Source organism: Acidobacteriota bacterium (assembly GCA_016715115.1).
Taxonomy (GTDB): domain Bacteria; phylum Acidobacteriota; class Blastocatellia; order Pyrinomonadales; family Pyrinomonadaceae; genus JAFDVJ01.
Map to the genome: position 1 here is coordinate 329,286 of JADKBM010000011.1, position 17,989 is coordinate 347,274.

Genomic DNA, 17,989 nt, shown 5'->3' on the forward strand with positions numbered 1-17,989 from the left:
TAAACATCGCCGCGGTAGAGATGCTCCTCGGCGGCCAGCGAGATCAGTTTGCCCTGAGCGTCGCGGCTCGCTGCGTCTTTCTCTGTGACGAGCCTGAGCGACGCGTCCGACTGCGCGAACACGGCAATCTGAAAGAAAATAACGAATGCTATCGGAATAATTGTCTTTTTCATACTTCGAAATTGCGGGAAGCGGCAAAACTCAAGCTTAACCGATTTTTGACGCCGCGTAAACGCCGTTGGTTGCCGTTCTTTCGACGGCCGTTGAAACAATTGCGATCGGCTTGCAAATCAGAGGGTTTAGGTCGAAAATCGTTCAATCAGATTCCGATCCAAAATCATCCAGGAGATCCTACCGTGAGTTTTAGACGTTTTAACGCAGTTCTTTCAATCTTATTGATATCCGCATTCGCCTTCGGTCAATCGAAATCGAAACCGTCCGACAAGTTCAAGCAACTCGACGAGGATTTGCCCACGCCCAACGAATATCGCACGGCGTCCGGCGCTCCGGGTCACAGATACTGGCAGAACCGTGCGGATTATGTGATCGACGTCGAACTTGACGACGCCAAACAGCGCATCACCGGACGTGAGACGGTGACTTACAAGAACGTCTCGCCCGACACGCTAAACTATATCTGGTTGCAGATCGATCAGAATCTCTTTGCCAAGGACTCCGACACTCAAAAGACACAAAACGCGCCGAATTTCGAGGGCGGCGGATTGCCTCTGAGCGTTGTTGAACAGCTTGCCGCTCGCGAGTACGACGGACGCGTCAACATCACGGAGGTCTCCGATTCGACCGGGAAAGCGCTCAAACACACGCTCAACCGGACGATGATGCGCATCGATCTGCCGGTTCCGCTCGTTTCCGGCGGGACGTTCGTTTTCAACGTCGCCTGGAATTACAACATCAACAACCAGCGCATCTTTGGCGGCCGCACCGGTTTCGAGTATTTTCCGCGCGACGGCAATTACATTTACGAGATCGCGCAATGGTTCCCGCGGATGGCGGCTTACACCGATTATCAGGGTTGGCAGCATCATCAATATCTCGGCGCCGGCGAATTCACGCTCGAATTCGGCGATTATCTCGTTCGTGTCACCGCGCCGAATGATCACGTCGTCGCCGCGACGGGCGTCCTTCAGAACGGTGCGCAGACGCTCAAACCGGAATGGGCGGCGCGTTTGAAACAAGCCGAAACGGCCAAGGAACCGATCAAGATCGTCACCAACGAAGAGGCGAAATCGAACGAATCGAGCAAGCCGACGGGCAAGAAAGACCTGGGTCTTCAAAGCCGACAACGTTCGTGATTTCGCGTTTGCATCGTCGCGCAAATTCGTCTGGGACGCGCAGGGCCACAATGTCGAAGGCAACAAAGTGACGGCGATGTCCTATTATCCGAACGAGGGGAATCCGCTCTGGGAGAAGTATTCGACCCACGCCATCATCCATACGCTCAACGTTTATTCACGCTACACGTTCAAATATCCGTATCCGATCGCGATCTCGGTCAACGGCCCGGTCGGCGGAATGGAATATCCGATGATCTGTTTCAACGGACCGCGTCCGCTGCCCGACGGGACTTACTCGGCGCAGACCAAATACGGGCTGATCTCGGTAGTTATACACGAAGTCGGGCACAACTATTTTCCGATGGTCATCAATTCGGACGAACGCGATTGGACCTGGATGGATGAAGGCCTGAACACCTTCACGCAGTTTCTCGCCGAACAGGAATGGGAGAAGAATTACCCTTCGCGGCGCGGCGAACCGCAATTCATCACCGATTATATGACGAGCGATAATCAGGTGCCGATAATGGTCCAAAGCGACTCGCTCCTGCAGTTCGGCAACAATGCTTACGCGAAACCCGCGACCGCGCTGAACATCCTGCGCGAAACGATCCTCGGTCGCGAACTCTTCGACTTCGCGTTCAAGGAATACGCGCGCCGTTGGCAGTTCAAGCGGCCCGAACCGGCGGACTTTTTCCGGACGATGGAGGACGCCAGCGGTACCGATCTCGACTGGTTCTGGCGCGGCTGGTTCTATTCGACCGATCACGTCGACATTTCGATCGAGAACGTTCGGCTTTATCAGATGAATACGCGAAATCCCGACGTCGAAAAAGAGATCCAGCGAAAGCAGGCGAACAGCCAGCCGAAAACGCTAACCGAGAAACGCAACGAAGAATTGCCGAAACGCCTCGACCAATACCCGTCTCTGCGCGATTTCTACAACGATTTTGACCAGTTCAAGGTGACCGACAAGGACCGCAAGGATTACGAGTCCTTCGTCGCAAATCTAGACGACAAGGAAAAGTCTTTGTTGAACGGCGACTATTACTTCTACGTCGCCGATCTCAAGAACGTCGGCGGACTCGTGATGCCGCTGATCTTCAAGGTCGAATACGTCGACGGGACCGCCGAGGAAATAAGGATCCCCGCAGAGATCTGGCGTTACAACAACTTCAACGTCTCAAAACTCATTATCACCAAAAAGGAGGCCAAGGCGATCGTGCTCGACCCGAACCTCGAGACCGCCGACGCCGATCTGAACAATAATTTCTTTCCGCGGAGATTTATCCCGACTCGCTTCCAGACGTTCAAGGCCGGGCAACGATCTAATCTGCAGCCGGTTGCAACGCAGCCGCGGCCGGCGGTTTCGTCAGCCGTGACGATGTCTGTCGCCGGGCGCTGGTCGGTCGGGATAGACGCCGGCGGGCAGATAATTCCGTTTACGCTGAATCTGACGCAGAACGGCACCGAGGTATCGGGGACGGTCGAATCGGCACAGGGCTCGATTCCGATCTCAAGCGGGAAATTCGAAAACGGCGTGCTGACGATCAAAACATCGACGCCGATCGAATTGACGTTTGTCGGAAACGTCACGGGATCCGGCGTTAGCGGCAGTCTTACGGCGCCGCAAGGATCGACGACGTTCAGCGGTTCAAAATCAAACTGATGCGCAAGTCACTGTTAATACTGACATTTATGGTTGCGGCAGCGCTCCATGCGTTCGCTCATAAATACCATACGAGCCTGACTCGGATCGACTATAACGCCGCCGAAAAGAACCTCGAGGTCAGCATCCGGCTTTTCGTTCACGATCTGACGCCGATGCTCGAGCGGCGTCTCAAGAAACAGGTCGATCCCGCAAAAACGCCGGAGGTCGATACCGAGTTGGCGAAATACATCGCCGAGAATTTCGTCTTCCGAAAATCGGACGAGAGCAATCTCCAGTTGAAGTGGGTCGGAAAGGAGTTTGAGAACGATGTTCTCTTCGTCTTTGTCGAGGCTCCGTTCGAAGGGGATCCGCTCGAGTTGAGGCTGCAGAACACGATCTTCTTCGACTACTTTGAAGAGCAGTCCAATCTCGTTGTCGCACGATTCGGCGGAAAAAAGTTCGATCTGGCGTTCCGTGTCGGCGACAAGGTCAAGGCATTCGCGGCGTCAGAAGAAGGAAAGAAGACGGCGAATTGAGCAACCGTCTTCTCTATTTTTTGGCAGGACCTGAGTTTTTTTCCCCTCTCGTGAACGTTGACTTCGCTAAACGTACCGACTTTTGACGATTGAGGCCTCTTAATATGTATTGAGTTCTCCGTTCGAAATCTTTCACGCTTTTTGAAGAAATTTTGTTTTTTTTTCGGGATACAGTCACCGCGGCGCTCCCTGCCGGATCATTCGCCGTTGTCCGCCGCATTTTTTTGTGCCTTTTCTTCGTGTTAAACTACGGGAAATTCAACTTTTGGAGCATCCGATGAAAATAGCACTTAATGGCGCGACGACGATGAAGGCCGACCTCCAAACCGACATACGGGCCGCCGCCGACGCCGGATTTGAACTGATCGAGATCTGGGCCGCGAAGCTTCGCGTGTTCTTGAAAACGAAGACGGTCGAAGATCTCGGGCGCTTGCTCGCCGAGCACAATCTCGAGCCGTGGTCGATCAACTCGATAGAGCACATCACGTTTCGTAACGAAGTCGACTACGCGAAGATCAAGGCGGAATGCGAAGAGCTTTCGGCGATTGCCGGAAAACTCGGCTGTCCGTACATCGTCGTCGTTCCGGGGAAACTCCCCGAAAACGCGACGAAAGAAGAGATCATCGACGAATCGGTGCGTGTCCTGAACGAACTGGCCGACATTTCGGAGCCGCACGGCGTCTCGCTGGCCTTCGAGTTTCTCGGACAGACGGATTGCTCGGTTCAAACGCTTGATCTCTGCAACGAGATCGTCGAGAAGATCGACCGCAAAAGCATCGGCAACGTGCTCGACACGTTTCATTTTTACGCCGGAAACTCGTCGTTTGAGGCGATCGACACGCTCCGGCCGGAAAAACTCTTCATTTTTCATATCAACGACGCCGAGGATCTTCCGAAGGATGTCCTGACCGACGCCGAACGCCTATATCCGGGAGAAGGGATTCTTCCGATCAAAGAGATCAAGGCGCGTTTTGACAAGATCGGTTATGACCGGATGGTTTCGATCGAGATCTTCCGGCCCGAGTACTGGGATCAGGATCCGTTCGAGGTCGCGCGCCGCGCGCGCCGGGCGACGATCGACGTTCTCGGTCTCGAGAACTTGGCCGCCGGCGGAAGCTTTTGAACAATGACGGAGTTGGTGACCCGCCGGGACAAACTGCGGAAAACATTATTATGGACAAAGTAAGAATTGGAATCGTCGGAACCGGATACGTCGGAAATCTTCACGGCCAGATCTACTCGCAGGATAGCCGGGCCGTTGTTTCGGCGTTGTATGACATTGTGCCTGAACGGGCCGAACGGACGGCACGCGCGATCGGCGGCAGGGTTTGTTCATCACGGGACGAATTGATGGAAAACTGCGATGCAGTGCTCGTTTGCGCGCCAAACAAGACTCATCCGGAGATCGCCTCACACGCGGTTGCTCAAGGGAAGCACGTGTTTTGTGAAAAGCCCTTTGCGATCGGGATCGACGAGGCGCGGAAACTTCTCGAGACGGCGCAGTCTTCCGACCGAGTCTTTCAGGTCGGACATAATCGCCGCTTCGCGCCCGTTTACGTTCGGCTCAGTGAATTGGTCGGCGGCGACGTTCCGCACTCTGCGCATATCAAGATGAACCGCGGCGAACTCAAGAATCCCGTCTGGACCGGGGACACCGATGTTACCGGCGGGTTTTTGTATGAAACGACAATCCATCTTTTCGATATGATGCGCTTTCAGTTCGGTGAGATCGAGGAATTGGTCGCCTACGGATCACAGCACGAGTATCCCGAGTTGGACGAGTTCTCGATCATTTTCAAGTTCAAGAACGGGTTTCATTGCACGTTCGCGTCGAGTTCCGACGCGAGTTGGCATTTCCCGTTCGAACGCATCGAGGTATTTTGCCATTACCGGACGATTCTGACGGAGGAAATGGAACGTCTGTTCGATTCGCGCGGCTTCGATCATCGGACGCAGGATATCGCAAGCTACTCGTGTCATATGCTCGAGAAATTCGAGAAATGGGGCTATCTTCAGGAAGACCGGGCGTTTATCGATTCCATTCTCGGCGGAACCCCGCCGCCGGTGACGGCGCTCGACGGATTCAAGTCGGTCGAACTGGTTGAGTCGGTTTACGAAGCGATCCGAACCGGAGAGAAGGTCCGGTTCTGAAGCAGAACTTTTTTCGGGTGAACGCGTAGTCCTATTCGGGAGTATTCAGTTTTTTGGTTTGAGGGAAGATTCAGATGATCCAATGCCCGAAATGCGGTCAGGTCAACGATAGCGTGAGCAACTTCTGTCGCTTTTGCGGACTTCATTTTGCTGTTCCGCCGCCGAGTCCGCAGGCTTTTCCGCAACCACAGAATTACGAGGAATCGCCGCCCCGACCGTACTCCTGGAAAACGGACGAGTTTACGACTGACCCCACGAAAATGCTCGGCCAACGCCCCGTCGCGCAGTTTGCGGGCGGCAATATGAGCACGCAGCCGGACCTGCATTTGCAGCCTTACCAGCAGCGTGCCGTTGTCGGCGGTTATCATTGCCCGCAATGCCACAGCCAGTTGATGCCGCGCCGCGAGCGACGGATCTCGACCGGCGGCTGGATCGTTTTCGGCGTTCTGATGATCGCGTTTTTCCCGCTGTTTTGGGTCGGCCTTCTGATTCGCGAGGACGTCAGCGTCTGTCCGGTCTGCAATCACAAATTCGCCAGCGGGTAGCGCCGCTGCTCCCTGCTCACCGCTCACTGCCAACGGCTCACCGCTCACGGCTTCCCACGGTAGTAGTATCCTTTCGGATGTTCGATCCTGACCTTGGGATTCGTGCTCGTGACCGAGATCTTGTAATAGCCTTTTTTCGGGTGAGTCGAAAGATATGTCAACGCGAACTGGCGGTTGAGCATTATGTTCAGGTCCTTGAAAAACGGTTCGAAGCTGATCGGTGAGATCGTGCCCTGGAAGAATGCCCGCCCGCCCGTTTCGACGGAAAGTCTTTGGAGCGAACCCTGGGAATTCAAAATGCGCGTCTGACCGCCGCTTTGCGTCGCCGTTCCTTCAGAATAGATCGAATAGACCGCGACGCTTCGGCGTTGCGCTTTCAGGATCGCCTTTTCAAGATCGAGGCTTTGCGCCGGCGATAAATTGTCAAACGAGTCGTAGCCGTCCGAAACGAGAATGATCGCTCGCCGACCGGTCGGAAGGGCATCGAACCGGTTCAAAACCTCCTCGACTCCCTCGTACGGACTGTTTGGCGCAAGTGCTGCGCTGCCCGATACGATCCTTATCGATTTCGCCGCTTTTTCCAGATCCGTCGTGAACTTTTGCCGGACCTGCGTCGTCCCTGAGCGGAGATAACCAACAAAGACGCGCGAATCCGGCGGAAGCTTGCGGATGAACTTCTTGATATCTTCAAGCTGAAGATTGATGGTCGAGGTAAGATTATCCTGGATCAGGACGGCGAGATTGAGCGGCGTATTCGTGACGCTGCGGATTGAAAGGACGGTCTGTTCGTCGTTGCTCTCCCAGACCTGGATCTCGCCCGCTTGAATAAACTCTTCGGCTTGATTGTCCTTAAGCTCCTGATCGGTAAAGATCGAGATCGGGATCGTCACCGTTCGCACCCGTTCGTCTTTCTTGTCCTTTTTCTTTTCCGGCTGGGCGACCAGCGAAACCGATAGAAATACGGCAATCGCGGCCGCGCCGGCAAATCGAATGAAATTCATAGATTCTTGCTCAAAAAAATCGATGCCAAAGTTCGTAAGCAATAATAATACGAAATCTACCCAAAAGCTAAATTTTACGATGCGCGTCAGTTGAATTAAGTTTCCAACTAAGGTAAATCAAGAGAGATGAATGAATTAGAGCCGGTTTACGAGATCACGCGTGCGGACCTTCGAAAGGACAAGTTTCTGAAACTCGGCGCCTGGAGTCTGCCGGTCGCGCTGCCGCTGATACCGACGGCGATCTTCTTCTTTTTGTTCCTCGTTTCGTCGGCGACTCCGGCCGCCGCCGTGTGGCTGTTCCTTACGTTGGTATCGCTTATCGGCGGGTTTCTGGTCGGCCTCGCGGCTTCGGGCGGACTTATGTTCTACCGCTCACGCTGGCACGCAAAGGTTCGCGAGCGTCTCGCGGTCGACGGCATCCGCGCCGAAGAAGTCGAATGGTTTATGCACGAACTGACCGGGACGGAACGCCAGTCTCTCAAGCAGCTTGAAGCGAAGAATCTACTGATGGCCGACGCGTTTCGCGATTCGCTCGCCGCGCGTTTGACGGCGACGCGGATCATCAATTCGGCGAAGAAGGAACTCCAACTTAACAAACGACAGCAGAACAAACTGAAATACTCGAAGGCCGAGAATACGAAGACGTTTCAAGACGAACTCGCTCGGGACTACGCTAAGCTCTCGGGGATTCAAGGCGAGGCGGAACAGATGAAGATCGAGGCCGAGAAGCGTATGCATCAGATCGAAACCGCCGCCCGCCACGGGACTAATTTCTCGGAAACCGAACTGGCGCTCAAGAAACTCTCGGTACGAACGTCCGACCTTCCGCTCGCGCTGGAATCGGCGAAGATGGAAGAGGAGATCAGAAGAGAACTGGAGAGAGAGTAGTGGATAGTGCAGAGTGCACAGTGCACAGTGCAGAGTGCAGAGTGCAGATTGAATAGTGCACAGTGCAGAGTGCAGAGTGCAGATTGAATAGTGCACAGTGCACTGTGCAGATTGAATAGTGCACAGTGCAGAGTGCACAGTGCAGAGTGCACGGTGCAGAGTGCACGGTGCAGAGTGCACGGTGCAGAGTGCACAGTTCAGAGTGGACAGTGCAGAGTGGATAGGGTTAAGAAGTTTATGCACTATGCACTGTGCACTATGCACTGCACTGTGCACTGTGCACTATGCACTATGCACTATCCACTCTGCACTCACTCTGCACCACTCTCCACTACTTCATACGAGCATCAGCACCGGGTTCTCGAGCAACTGCTTGAACGTCTGGAGAAATTTTGCGCCTGTCGCGCCGTCGATGACGCGGTGGTCGCAGCTCATCGTGACGTTCATAATGTTCCGGACGACTACCTCTCCGTTGCGGACGACCGGGGTCGGGCTCGCGCCGCCGACCGCAAGAATCGCCGCTTCGGGCGGATTGATGATCGCCGTAAACTCTTTGATTCCAAACATTCCAAGATTCGAGATCGAGAAGGTCGCTCCCGTGTATTCTTCAGGGAGAAGCTTTCGTTCGCGGGCACGTCCGGCAAGTTCCCTGACCTCGCGGGCGATCTCGGCAAGTCCTTTGTGGTTCGCGCCGCGGACGACCGGCGTGATCAGTCCCTCGTCGACCGCGACGGCGACGCCGATGTCGGCCTGGTCATAGAAACGTATCGACGTGTCGCGATACGAGGCGTTGACGAACGGATGTTTCATCAGGCTCGCCGCCGCGACCTTGACGATGATGTCATTGACCGAGATCTTTTCGTCTTCCGTCAACGTCGCGTTAACCTGTTTGCGCAGTTCGAGCGCATTGTCCATCTCGATCTCGACCGTCAGATAAAACGTCGGGATCGGCCCGATCGATTCGCCAAGCCGCTGCGCGATGACCTGCCGCATCTTCGATGTATTCTCGTCGCGGAAACCGGCGATCGATTTGGGGACGCTGATCGCTGTTTGCGGATGCGCCTTTGATCCGCCGGTGATTGCGGCTTCGATATCGCGCTTGATGATGCGCCCTTGCGGGCCGGAGCCATTGATCGAGCGCAGATCGATGCCGTTTTCGGTCGCCATCCGCGCGGCGATCGGAGACACGAGGAGACGCGAGCCGTCTGATTTTGGATTTTGGATTTTGGATTTTGGATCTTCGGCAGGCGTAATGGCCTCGGGCATCACGGCGGGAATTTCCGCCTTTGGAGCGGGTGCCGGCGCCGCGGCGGCTGAGCCGTTCGTGGAGACTTCCGCCAGCAGTGCCGAGATGTCTTCACCGGGATTTCCGATGACGCCGATCGTCTGTCCGAGTTTGGCGTTGTTGCCCGCAGGAACGAGGATTTTCAGCAACGTTCCGCCTTCGAGCGACGTCATTTCCATTGTCGCCTTGTCGGTGTCGACCTCGGCGATCGTCTCATTCGGCTCGATGGCATCGCCCTCGGCTTTGATCCATCTCGAGATCTGTCCTTCCTCCATCGTCGGAGAAAGCTTGGGCATCAAAATTTTGTTGGCCATATAATATTCAACATTCGGGAATTCAGAAAGGGAATCAAGATTCCAGATTCCAGAGATTTCAGATTCAGGATTCAGGATTCCAGATATTCCAGATTCCAGATATTCCGGATTCCGGATATTCCAGATTCCAGATTCCAGATATTCCAGATTCCAGATATTCCAGATTCCAGATATTCCAGATTCCAGATATTCCAGATATTCCGGATTCCAGATATTCCGGATTCCAGATTCCAGATATTCCAGATTCCAGATATTCCGGATTCCAGATATTCCGGATTCCAGATATTCCGGATTCCAGATTCCAGATATTCCGGATTCCAGATCTTCCGGATTCCGGATATTCCGGATTCCAGATATTCCGGACCGGCGATCAAAGGTTCCCCGTCAGCATTGGGTCGGGCGTCAACCCTAAATCCAATCTAAATCTAAAATCCAAAATCTAAAATCCGAAATCAGATGTAGCAAACTTCCTTAATTGCCGCGACGATCTTCTCGACGCTCGGAAGCGCCGCGACTTCGAGGTTGCGTGCATAGGGCATCGGCGCTTCGACAGTCGAAATGCGCTTGATCGGAGCGTCCAAATAATCGAACGCGTTTTCCATCACCTGATGCGAGATCTCGGCGCCGACCGACGCGAACGCGTGCGATTCTTCGGCAACCACGAGCCGGTTCGTCTTCTTCACCGAAGCGACGATGGTGTCGATGTCGAGCGGTTTGATCGTCCGCGGATCGACGACCTCGACCGAAACATCGTAATCCGCTTGCATTATCTCAGCCGCCTTGATTGCCAGCGGAACCGTGAACGATCGCGCGACGATCGTACAGTCCGAGCCTTCGCGCTTGACGTCTGCGACGCCGAGCGGGACCGTGAAATCCGGATCGTCGGGGACTTCGCCCTTCATTCCGTACATCGTTTCCTGTTCGAGAAACACGACCGGATTGTTGTCGCGGATCGCCGACTTGAGCAAGCCTTTCGCGTCGGCCGGAGTTGACGGCATCACGACCTTCAAACCGGGGAAATTTGCGTAAAACGCTTCGAGTGCCTGCGAATGCTGCGACGAAACCTGGTAGGCGGAGCCGTTCGGGCCGCGGAAGACGATCGGGACGTTGAACTGGCCGCCCGACATATAGAACATCTTCGCCGCGTGATTGATTATCTGGTCGGAGGCGAGGATCGAGAAGTTGAACGTCATAAACTCGATCACCGGCCGCAGTCCGGCCATCGCCGCGCCGACGCCGAGCGCCGCGAACCCGAGTTCGGTGATCGGCGTGTCAACGACGCGCTTGTCGCCGAATTCTTTCCACAGGCCGCGCGTAACCTTGTACGCGCCGTCGTATTCGGCAACCTCTTCACCCATGATGAAGACGTTCTCGTCCCTCGCTAATTCTTCGCGAAGCGCCGCATTCAACGCGTCGCGGATGGTCATTTGTGACATAAGTTCAGTGAGCGGTGAGCGGTGAGCGGTAAGCCGAAAAGCGCTCCGTCCCACAATCGCCGCCTATTCAAACCAAAGAGCGCAGATCGCTTGATTCGGTGAGCCGACCGGCTAAATCGCCGACAATCAAAGCGTTCTGAAAATCGTCAAGCTGCCGGTGCCGAACGCCCGTTTGATTTCGGACGTGCTAGACTCCGCTTCAGACCGTAGGTCACGGCCATACATTCATCAAGCAGTTTAGCGACAGCTGAAAATTTGTGTTCATCAACGTGTCCGACGCGTAATGCAATCTCAAGCTGGGTGCTAAGTTCGTTCAACGATCCCAAGGATACGCTCAAGAAATTCCTAAATTGCTCAGTCGATCGATCCGCAGCGCACTCGGCAATATTCGACGGAGCCGATACGGCAGCTCGTCTCATCTGCAAACTCAATCCATAAATCTCTTCTCGCGGAAACGACTTGGTGATGTCATAAACGAGTTCGACCAAATCCATGCATTTTCGCCATGCAATCAACTTCGTATGAGGTTTTTCCATCTGTGTGAGTCTCCGTCTCCTCTTCCCCTTTTTCCTTTTTGCTCGATCATAGGCGCGCTAACTCAAACAATGATCCACGTTGCAATTACTTCCCACCGCCCACCGCTCACGGCTCACCGCTCACTGCTCACCGCTCACCGCTCACCGCTCACGACGCAAAGACATCCGTCATCAATTCGCTTTCGTCCGGAAACGGGCTTTCGTCGGCGAATTTGACCGCTGCTTCGACGACTGCTTTCGCCTTTTCGGTGATCGCTTCGAAGTCCTTGTCGCTAAAGATCTTCGCTTCTTTCAATGAATCCTGGAAAAGGACGATCGGATCGCGCTGCTGATATTTCTTGATCTCTTCCGTAGTGCGATACTTGCCGGGGTCGGACATCGAGTGGCCCATATAGCGATAGGCGCGGATCTCGAGCAGCGTCGGCGAACCGTCCTTTCGGGCGCGCTCGAGTGCACGCAGTGTCGCGTCGCGGACCGCCATCACGTCCATCCCGTCGACGAATTCTCCGGCCATTCCGAATCCTTCCGCCTTCTTCGCAATGTTCGCGATGCTCATCGCGCGCGCCTGCGATGTTCCCATTCCGTAACGGTTGTTTTCACAGATGTAGACGCACGGTATCTTCCAGAGCTGGGCCATGTTGAGCGATTCGTGGAAAATACCCTGATTGACCGCCGCCTCGCCGAAAAAGCAGAGCGTCGCGTTGTCCGTGCCTTTGTATTTCTGCGCGTATGCCATTCCGGTCGCTACCCCGATCTGCCCGCCGACGATCCCGTGTCCGCCGAAGAATCCTTTTTCCTTCGAGAACATATGCATCGAACCGCCTTTGCCGCCGACGTTGCCGGTCGCCCGACCGTACAATTCCGCCATCACCGCGTCGGGCGTGATGCCGGCGATCATCGCCTGGACGTGATCGCGATAAGAGGTGATTACGTAGTCGCCTTCCTTGAGCGCCATCATCGTGCCGACTCCGATCGCTTCCTGACCGATGTAAAGATGGCAAAAGCCGCCGATCTTGCCCAAACGGTAAACTTCGGCGCATTTCTGTTCGAAGATGCGGCCGAGGACCATCTGATAGAGCATCTCGCGCAACAGTTCTTTGTCGAGCTTTTGGATCGCCGCAAGCTGTGATTTCTTACGTTTCACATACTCGGCCTGAGCCTGCTCGACATCGACGACATCGGATACCGTGTCCACCGATGCGTTAACCTTTGAACCGTTCTTTGAAATTCCGTCGGCTTTTGTTTCCGCCTTCGGGCGAATTGCTGTTTTTGGCAAAATCTTTCCCTCCGAATGATCGTCGAATCAACAAAAACTCGATCTCAAATAATTCGACAATCGACAAGTATAATGGACGCGGGGCGAAATGTGCAAAACGCGCGGGTGTTGAAGAAACTCTCTCGATTCGGAGGCTTGACGGTTGGTACAAACGAGTTTATAAATCTCTTGACGCTTCGGACCTGAAACCAAATTGGAAAAACTATTCGAATCGGAGAACGGTGACGCACGCAGCGGTCCGTACCCTCGTGGATTCGAACTCAATTCGCCGCTGATGAAAAAAAATCTCTTCTTATTCATTCGCCACATCGCATTGGTCCTTCTTGCCTCGGTATCGGCCTTCGCGCAATTGAACATTCAGGCGATCGACGTCGCCGGTGACAGCATTTCAAAAGGTTTCAACGCAGCGAGCCAGTTTCCTTGCTCCAACGGCGACCAGGAGCAGTACAACTGGATGACCTCGGACACGCACGGCACGGGTCTCTGCGGCCGCGGAAGCGAGAATGTGTTCAGTTTCGTCGAACGCCTCGAATGCGAATTCGGGACGAACATTCTTGCCGCCAATCCGAACCGTGCCGCGTCCGGCGCGCGGATGTTGTCCGATTTCGTCAACCAGTCAAACGGGATACGAACCTATCTGAACGCCCAGCCGATACCGCGGCTCGCGGCCGTCTTCCTCGGCCACAACGATGGTTGCAGCACGACTCTGACTAAAACCAACGCGAGTTGTCCGACTGCCGATCAGGACCCGAACAATTATTGCCGGACGCGGAACGATTCGTTCGAGCGCGAATTCCGAAAAGGGTTGGACGTGCTGATCACCGTCGCGAACACGAGGATCGGCATCGCGTCGCCGGTGCGCGTTTCACAGTTGTGCAATTTCGGAAACAAGTCGAACTGCCAGCTGATCGGCAACTGCACGTTCCTTTGGGGAAGCGCCAATATCTGCGGTTCGTTGACGCGCGGATGTTCCGATGCCCAGGTCTTGGACGCATACAACACGATGAAGGGCTATCGGGAAATACTAAAACGGGTCACAGCCGATTATTCCGCGATTCCCGACGGCGGCACTTCGCCGGTCGTGATGATCGGCGGCGAGATGGTCGGAGGAGCGACGAAGGCGGTCGGAACGCATTTCGTTTACTCGGACGCGCCCTGGTTTTACAGATTCAATGCCGATCAGATCTCCTGTTGCGATTGTTTTCATCCGTCGGCGCTTGGTCAGGACACGCTCGCGCGATTTGCGAAAGAAGGTTTGAGCTGCAGCAAGACGGCGCCGTGCTGTCGTGAGACGGGCGATCCGCTGACGGATGCGAAATGCCTGACGACGGAACGGAAAAGAGTCTATTATCGGGGGCTATTCTAGATGATCACGATTGCACAATTGGTCGATGGACTGCGCGGTGTGCGCGACGAGGATTTTACGTGTGACGGGATATACGAGTTTCTTGGCGCCAACCCTGTCGATCTCGGCTCGCTGGCGCGTTATCTCTTCTGGAGCGATAAGTTCTACACGCGCAACCTGATCTACAAAGACGCGCGATTCGAAGTTATGGCGCTTTGCTGGGAAAAAGGCCAGGTTTCGCGCGTTCATAATCACGCCGACCAGAAATGCTGGATGTCGGTCGTAAGCGGAAAGTTGCGCGGGCAGAATTTCGCGATCGACGAGATCGACGAAAAGCGCGGCCACTGCAAGCTGAGGGAAACCGACCGCTTCGACCTTTCCGAGTGTCTCGCCGCCAAGGTCGAACTTGAGGAGCCGATCCATCAGATTTTGAATCTCGCGGACTTCGGCGAGCGCGCGATCAGCATCCACGTGTATTCAAAACCATTCGATAGCTGCCTGTCTTATTGCCTCGAGACGAACACATTCAGGGAAGTGAATCTTTGTTATACAAGCGTCGAAGGCAAACTGATGAACGGGATTTCGCTCTAGTAAATGAACGACCGCGGAAAAATCGGGACGGCTGGAATCATCTTTCTCCTCGCCGCGTATGTCGTTTTACGGTTTTGGCGGCTCGAAGATTCCTGCCTCTGGTTTGACGAGATCTTCAGCGTTCACGCGGCTTCGATGCCTTGGTCCGGCATCCTCGGTTTTGTTGCGCAGGATCTGATCCATCCGCCGCTCTTCTACGTTCTGCTGAAACTCTGGACGTCGGTCGGCGGGGAATCGCTCCGTTGGGTCCGGCTGTTTCCTTTTCTATTCTCGATCGCCTCGCTGGTCCCGTTCTGTTTTCTCGCCCGCGATCTAAAGCTCCGTTCGTCGCAAACGCTGCTCGCGCTCCTGTTTCTGGCGGTTAACGGCGGGCTCATCAAATACGCGCAGGAAGTCCGGATGTACAGCGTTGTTCTTATGCTCGCGCTTTTCTCGGTCTGGCTCTTCGTGCGCTTTCTTTATCTCGGTAAAAACATCTGGCTTCTGACGATCGTCAACGTCTTGCTCGTTTACACGCATTATTTTGGTGGGCTTTTGATTCTGGCCGAGATCCTCGTGATCGTCGTTCAGCAGCGGATCAAGATCCGGCAGACGCTGATAATGACCGGCATCGTTTCGGCGGCATTCGCGCCGTGGTTGATCGCGGTTTACGTTGCAGCGGCCAATTCGACCGGGCTTGCGCAAAACATCGGCTGGATCAACGCGCCCGGCGCGGTCGACGCCTTCAACTTCGGGTTCGACCTTGTGGATCCTTTCTATTCGCAGGCGAGCAGTATCGACCCGGCCTCGATGTACGTGTTTTCCTTGCCGATTCTGCTGATCGTTTTTGCTTCCGGGATCGTGTATTTCGCTGATTGGAAAACGCGCGACGAACGCCAGCGGTCAAATGTCGTTTTGCTGCTGATCATCGCCGTTTTTCCGATCCTGGCGGCGTTTATCGCGAGTTGGCTATTTCCGTATTCGATTTGGGGAACGCGTCATCTGATCTTCGTCTTTGCGCCCCTGGCGGTCGCCGGTTCGATCGCGCTGACGGAGATCGGTTCGCGGGTGTTTAGGCTCAGCGCCATCACGTTGCTCTCGACGGCGATCGGGTTCGCCCTCCTGTCGTATGCTCTTAGACCGCCGCAATCCTTTATCTGGTGCGGTTGGGAGAACCTCGCGCGCGAGGTCGATATGTCACGGCCGGCGAAGATCTACGCATTCGAGGATGTCGTCGCGTACGACCTTTGGTTCGCACTGCGAAACTCACCCGCGGTCGAAATATTCAAAGTCAACGGAGTCGAAGGCCTGGTCGAGGACAAGGCGTATTTCATTCCGCGCGGGTTTTCGGCGATCGGGGTGACGGACGAGCAGGGAATCACCGGCGAACGATTCTATGTCGCGTTTCGCGATTCGGCCTGGAACGAGAAGCACGCTCCCTTGCGAAACCTCAGGTCGGCCGGCTATTCGATCGGCGAACCTAAGGTGTTTGAGGCGCAGGGAATCAAGGCGTTTCTGGTCGAGGTCAATCAGCCGGGAAGGTGAATCGGCGATCAAACCCTCGGTCGCGAGCGATTGCTTACTTACGCTTCCAACGGACCCCGTCTTTCGTGTCTTCGAGGATGATACCTTTTTCCAGAAGCAGGTCACGAATCTCGTCCGAACGTGCGAAGTTGCGGCTCCGTCTTGCTTCCTGGCGTTCCTCGATCATCGCTTCTATCTCGTCGTCGAGCATTTCCGACTCAGCCTTGCCGAAGATCCCGAGCACCGAGTCGAATTTCTCGACGGCGCTCAGCACGGCCTTCTGGTCGTCCGCCCGCAGAGTTTCCTTCGCGAGCGCGGAATTGACCTCACGAACAAGATTATGGATCGCCGCAAGCGCGACCGAAGTGTTCAGATCGTCATCCATCGCTTCTTCGAAGTCCTTCAAAGCCTTCTCGACGGCTTTCGAGACCTTGTCTTCGGATCCCGGTTCGGTCTTGGCCTCGCCGACCAATCGGCGGAACTGGCGCAACCGCTCGGTCGTCGTTTCGGCGCCCTTGAGCCCTTCGAAGGTGAAGTTCAACTGTTTCCCGTAAGGCACTGAGATCAGCAAATAACGGATCGCGAGCGGCGAAAAACCGCGGGAAAAGATCTCCCGCAGCGTAAAATCATTGCCGAGCGATTTCGCCATTTTCTCGTTGTCGATCTTAAGGAACTCGCCGTGCAGCCAGTATTTCGCGAAGAGTTTGCCCGTCGCGCCTTCCGATTGAGCGATCTCGTTCTCGTGATGCGGAAACTGTAGATCGACACCTCCGGCGTGAATATCGAACGTCTCGCCGAGATATTTCATTGACATCGCCGAGCATTCGATGTGCCAACCCGGGCGTCCATACCCGAAGGGCGCGTCCCAACCGGCCGGGTCGCTTTTGTCAACGAGTTTCCAGAGAGCAAAATCGCGCGCGTCCTCTTTTTCGTACTTGTCGGTGTCGACGCGTCCCGACCCGCCCGTCTCATTACCTGAAAAGTTGATCTTCGAGAGCTTGCCGTATTCGGGGAACGCCGAGATCCTAAAATAGATCGAGCCGTCGGACTCGTAGGCTTTGCCGTTGGCAAGCAGTGTCGAAATGATCTCGACCATCTCCTTGATGTGCTCGGTCGCGCGCGGCGCGATGTCGGGCCGATTGTTTCCGATCGCGGCCATATCTTCCCAGAACGCGGCAATATACGGCTGAACGAATTCGTCGATCGACTTATTCGCCTTGTTTGACTCGTTGATGATCCGGTCATCGACATCCGTAAGGTTCATTACGTGCGTCAGGTTGTAGCCTTTGAAACGCAGGTAGCGCGCCAGGACGTCGCCGAAAGTGAACGTCCGGAAATTGCCGATATGGGCGAAGTTCCAGACCGTCGGGCCGCAGATGTAAAGCTTCACGTCATTATCGACGAGCGGCCGGAATTCCTCGAGTTGGTTGGTTAGCGTGTTATGAAATCGAAGCATAAAAATTGAATCCTAGTCGAAAAGCCCTTAAACGACAAACGTTCGGAGTTTCACCCCGAAAGTTCTGATACAGAAGCTGATTGATTGATATTTAGTTTCGACAGGGCTCTTTCGGCGCGATAACGAGTGCCGTGAGCATCGATCCGGGCAAGGTTTTGAATGATTCGACCACGAGTTGTT

The 17,989-nt window shown here is 54.8% G+C and carries 15 protein-coding genes and 1 pseudogene; 9 read left to right on the forward strand and 7 right to left on the reverse strand.

Features of this window, described 5'->3' with window-relative positions; genetic code table 11:
- Positions 1 to 20: 20 nt before the first annotated feature.
- The 5 genes and pseudogenes from IPN69_10195 (at position 21) to IPN69_10215 (ending at position 6,178) form a co-directional block, all read left to right on the forward strand.
- Positions 21 to 2,964, forward strand: a pseudogene (locus IPN69_10195) (M1 family metallopeptidase).
- Positions 2,964 to 3,482 carry a hypothetical protein gene (locus tag IPN69_10200; GenBank protein MBK8811087.1) on the forward strand — a complete coding sequence of 173 codons (519 nt, stop codon included), beginning with the start codon at positions 2,964 to 2,966 and terminating at the stop codon, positions 3,480 to 3,482. The pseudogene IPN69_10195 and the gene IPN69_10200 overlap by 1 nt, the downstream one beginning before the upstream one ends.
- 277 nt (positions 3,483 to 3,759) lie before the next feature.
- Positions 3,760 to 4,605, forward strand: a complete 846-nt coding sequence (locus IPN69_10205; protein ID MBK8811088.1) for a sugar phosphate isomerase/epimerase — start codon at positions 3,760 to 3,762, stop codon at positions 4,603 to 4,605.
- 50 nt (positions 4,606 to 4,655) lie between these two features.
- The gene (locus IPN69_10210; GenBank protein ID MBK8811089.1) at positions 4,656 to 5,633 is read left to right on the forward strand and encodes a Gfo/Idh/MocA family oxidoreductase; all 978 of its coding nucleotides are present in this window, start codon (positions 4,656 to 4,658) and stop codon (positions 5,631 to 5,633) included.
- Positions 5,634 to 5,707: 74 nt separating this feature from the next.
- Entirely contained in the window at positions 5,708 to 6,178 is a 471-nt protein-coding gene (locus IPN69_10215; GenBank protein MBK8811090.1) for a hypothetical protein, read from the forward strand.
- Between the two features lie 44 nt (positions 6,179 to 6,222).
- Here the strand turns inward: IPN69_10215 and IPN69_10220 are convergent, their stop codons facing one another.
- A complete protein-coding gene (locus IPN69_10220; GenBank protein ID MBK8811091.1) occupies positions 6,223 to 7,179 on the reverse strand; it encodes a hypothetical protein in 957 nt (318 codons plus the stop codon).
- Between the two features lie 126 nt (positions 7,180 to 7,305).
- Here IPN69_10220 and IPN69_10225 point away from each other — a divergent pair, with 126 nt between their 5' ends.
- Positions 7,306 to 8,067 (forward strand): hypothetical protein, encoded by a 762-nt coding sequence (locus IPN69_10225; GenBank protein ID MBK8811092.1) that lies wholly within the window; start codon positions 7,306 to 7,308, stop codon positions 8,065 to 8,067.
- 336 nt (positions 8,068 to 8,403) lie between these two features.
- On the opposite strand, the gene IPN69_10230 is transcribed toward IPN69_10225, so the two are convergent.
- The 5 genes from IPN69_10230 to pdhA all read right to left on the reverse strand — a co-directional run bounded on the left by IPN69_10230 (position 8,404) and on the right by pdhA (position 12,719).
- Positions 8,404 to 9,666, reverse strand: a complete 1,263-nt coding sequence (locus tag IPN69_10230; GenBank protein ID MBK8811093.1) for a pyruvate dehydrogenase complex dihydrolipoamide acetyltransferase — start codon at positions 9,664 to 9,666, stop codon at positions 8,404 to 8,406.
- Between the two features lie 71 nt (positions 9,667 to 9,737).
- Positions 9,738 to 10,040, reverse strand: a complete 303-nt coding sequence (locus IPN69_10235; protein MBK8811094.1) for a hypothetical protein — start codon at positions 10,038 to 10,040, stop codon at positions 9,738 to 9,740.
- A gap of 78 nt (positions 10,041 to 10,118) precedes the next feature.
- Complete coding sequence (locus IPN69_10240; protein ID MBK8811095.1) at positions 10,119 to 11,102, reverse strand: pyruvate dehydrogenase complex E1 component subunit beta; 984 nt, start codon at positions 11,100 to 11,102, stop codon at positions 10,119 to 10,121.
- Positions 11,103 to 11,248: 146 nt separating this feature from the next.
- A complete protein-coding gene (locus IPN69_10245) occupies positions 11,249 to 11,638 on the reverse strand; it encodes a four helix bundle protein (GenBank protein MBK8811096.1) in 390 nt (129 codons plus the stop codon).
- A 148-nt stretch (positions 11,639 to 11,786) separates the two neighbouring features.
- Positions 11,787 to 12,719, reverse strand: a complete 933-nt coding sequence (gene pdhA, locus IPN69_10250; protein MBK8811097.1) for a pyruvate dehydrogenase (acetyl-transferring) E1 component subunit alpha — start codon at positions 12,717 to 12,719, stop codon at positions 11,787 to 11,789.
- Between the two features lie 469 nt (positions 12,720 to 13,188).
- Between pdhA and IPN69_10255 the strand changes: the two genes are divergently transcribed.
- The 3 genes from IPN69_10255 to IPN69_10265 are packed head-to-tail and all read left to right on the forward strand — an operon-like array spanning position 13,189 to position 16,374.
- Positions 13,189 to 14,280 (forward strand): hypothetical protein, encoded by a 1,092-nt coding sequence (locus IPN69_10255; GenBank protein MBK8811098.1) that lies wholly within the window; start codon positions 13,189 to 13,191, stop codon positions 14,278 to 14,280.
- Complete coding sequence (locus IPN69_10260; GenBank protein ID MBK8811099.1) at positions 14,281 to 14,850, forward strand: cysteine dioxygenase family protein; 570 nt, start codon at positions 14,281 to 14,283, stop codon at positions 14,848 to 14,850.
- Between the two features lie 3 nt (positions 14,851 to 14,853).
- Positions 14,854 to 16,374: a glycosyltransferase family 39 protein gene (locus tag IPN69_10265; GenBank protein MBK8811100.1), complete on the forward strand. Its 1,521-nt coding sequence runs from the start codon at positions 14,854 to 14,856 to the stop codon at positions 16,372 to 16,374.
- A gap of 34 nt (positions 16,375 to 16,408) precedes the next feature.
- Here the strand turns inward: IPN69_10265 and IPN69_10270 are convergent, their stop codons facing one another.
- Positions 16,409 to 17,809 (reverse strand): cysteine--tRNA ligase, encoded by a 1,401-nt coding sequence (locus IPN69_10270; GenBank protein ID MBK8811101.1) that lies wholly within the window; start codon positions 17,807 to 17,809, stop codon positions 16,409 to 16,411.
- Positions 17,810 to 17,989 lie beyond the last annotated feature (180 nt).

What these genes read in the sequence shown, in the direction of transcription:
- IPN69_10255 (MBK8811098.1), top strand. Translation starts at nt 13,189, where the DNA reads ATGAAAAAAAATCTCTTCTTATTCATTCGCCACATCGCATTGGTCCTT.
- IPN69_10230 (MBK8811093.1), bottom strand. Translation starts at nt 9,666, where the DNA reads ATGGCCAACAAAATTTTGATGCCCAAGCTTTCTCCGACGATGGAGGAA.
- IPN69_10225 (MBK8811092.1), top strand. Translation starts at nt 7,306, where the DNA reads ATGAATGAATTAGAGCCGGTTTACGAGATCACGCGTGCGGACCTTCGA.
- IPN69_10265 (MBK8811100.1), top strand. Translation starts at nt 14,854, where the DNA reads ATGAACGACCGCGGAAAAATCGGGACGGCTGGAATCATCTTTCTCCTC.
- IPN69_10245 (MBK8811096.1), bottom strand. Translation starts at nt 11,638, where the DNA reads ATGGAAAAACCTCATACGAAGTTGATTGCATGGCGAAAATGCATGGAT.
- IPN69_10210 (MBK8811089.1), top strand. Translation starts at nt 4,656, where the DNA reads ATGGACAAAGTAAGAATTGGAATCGTCGGAACCGGATACGTCGGAAAT.
- IPN69_10260 (MBK8811099.1), top strand. Translation starts at nt 14,281, where the DNA reads ATGATCACGATTGCACAATTGGTCGATGGACTGCGCGGTGTGCGCGAC.
- IPN69_10240 (MBK8811095.1), bottom strand. Translation starts at nt 11,102, where the DNA reads ATGTCACAAATGACCATCCGCGACGCGTTGAATGCGGCGCTTCGCGAA.
- IPN69_10200 (MBK8811087.1), top strand. Translation starts at nt 2,964, where the DNA reads ATGCGCAAGTCACTGTTAATACTGACATTTATGGTTGCGGCAGCGCTC.
- IPN69_10270 (MBK8811101.1), bottom strand. Translation starts at nt 17,809, where the DNA reads ATGCTTCGATTTCATAACACGCTAACCAACCAACTCGAGGAATTCCGG.
- pdhA (MBK8811097.1), bottom strand. Translation starts at nt 12,719, where the DNA reads ATGCTCTATCAGATGGTCCTCGGCCGCATCTTCGAACAGAAATGCGCC.
- IPN69_10220 (MBK8811091.1), bottom strand. Translation starts at nt 7,179, where the DNA reads ATGAATTTCATTCGATTTGCCGGCGCGGCCGCGATTGCCGTATTTCTA.
- IPN69_10205 (MBK8811088.1), top strand. Translation starts at nt 3,760, where the DNA reads ATGAAAATAGCACTTAATGGCGCGACGACGATGAAGGCCGACCTCCAA.
- IPN69_10215 (MBK8811090.1), top strand. Translation starts at nt 5,708, where the DNA reads ATGATCCAATGCCCGAAATGCGGTCAGGTCAACGATAGCGTGAGCAAC.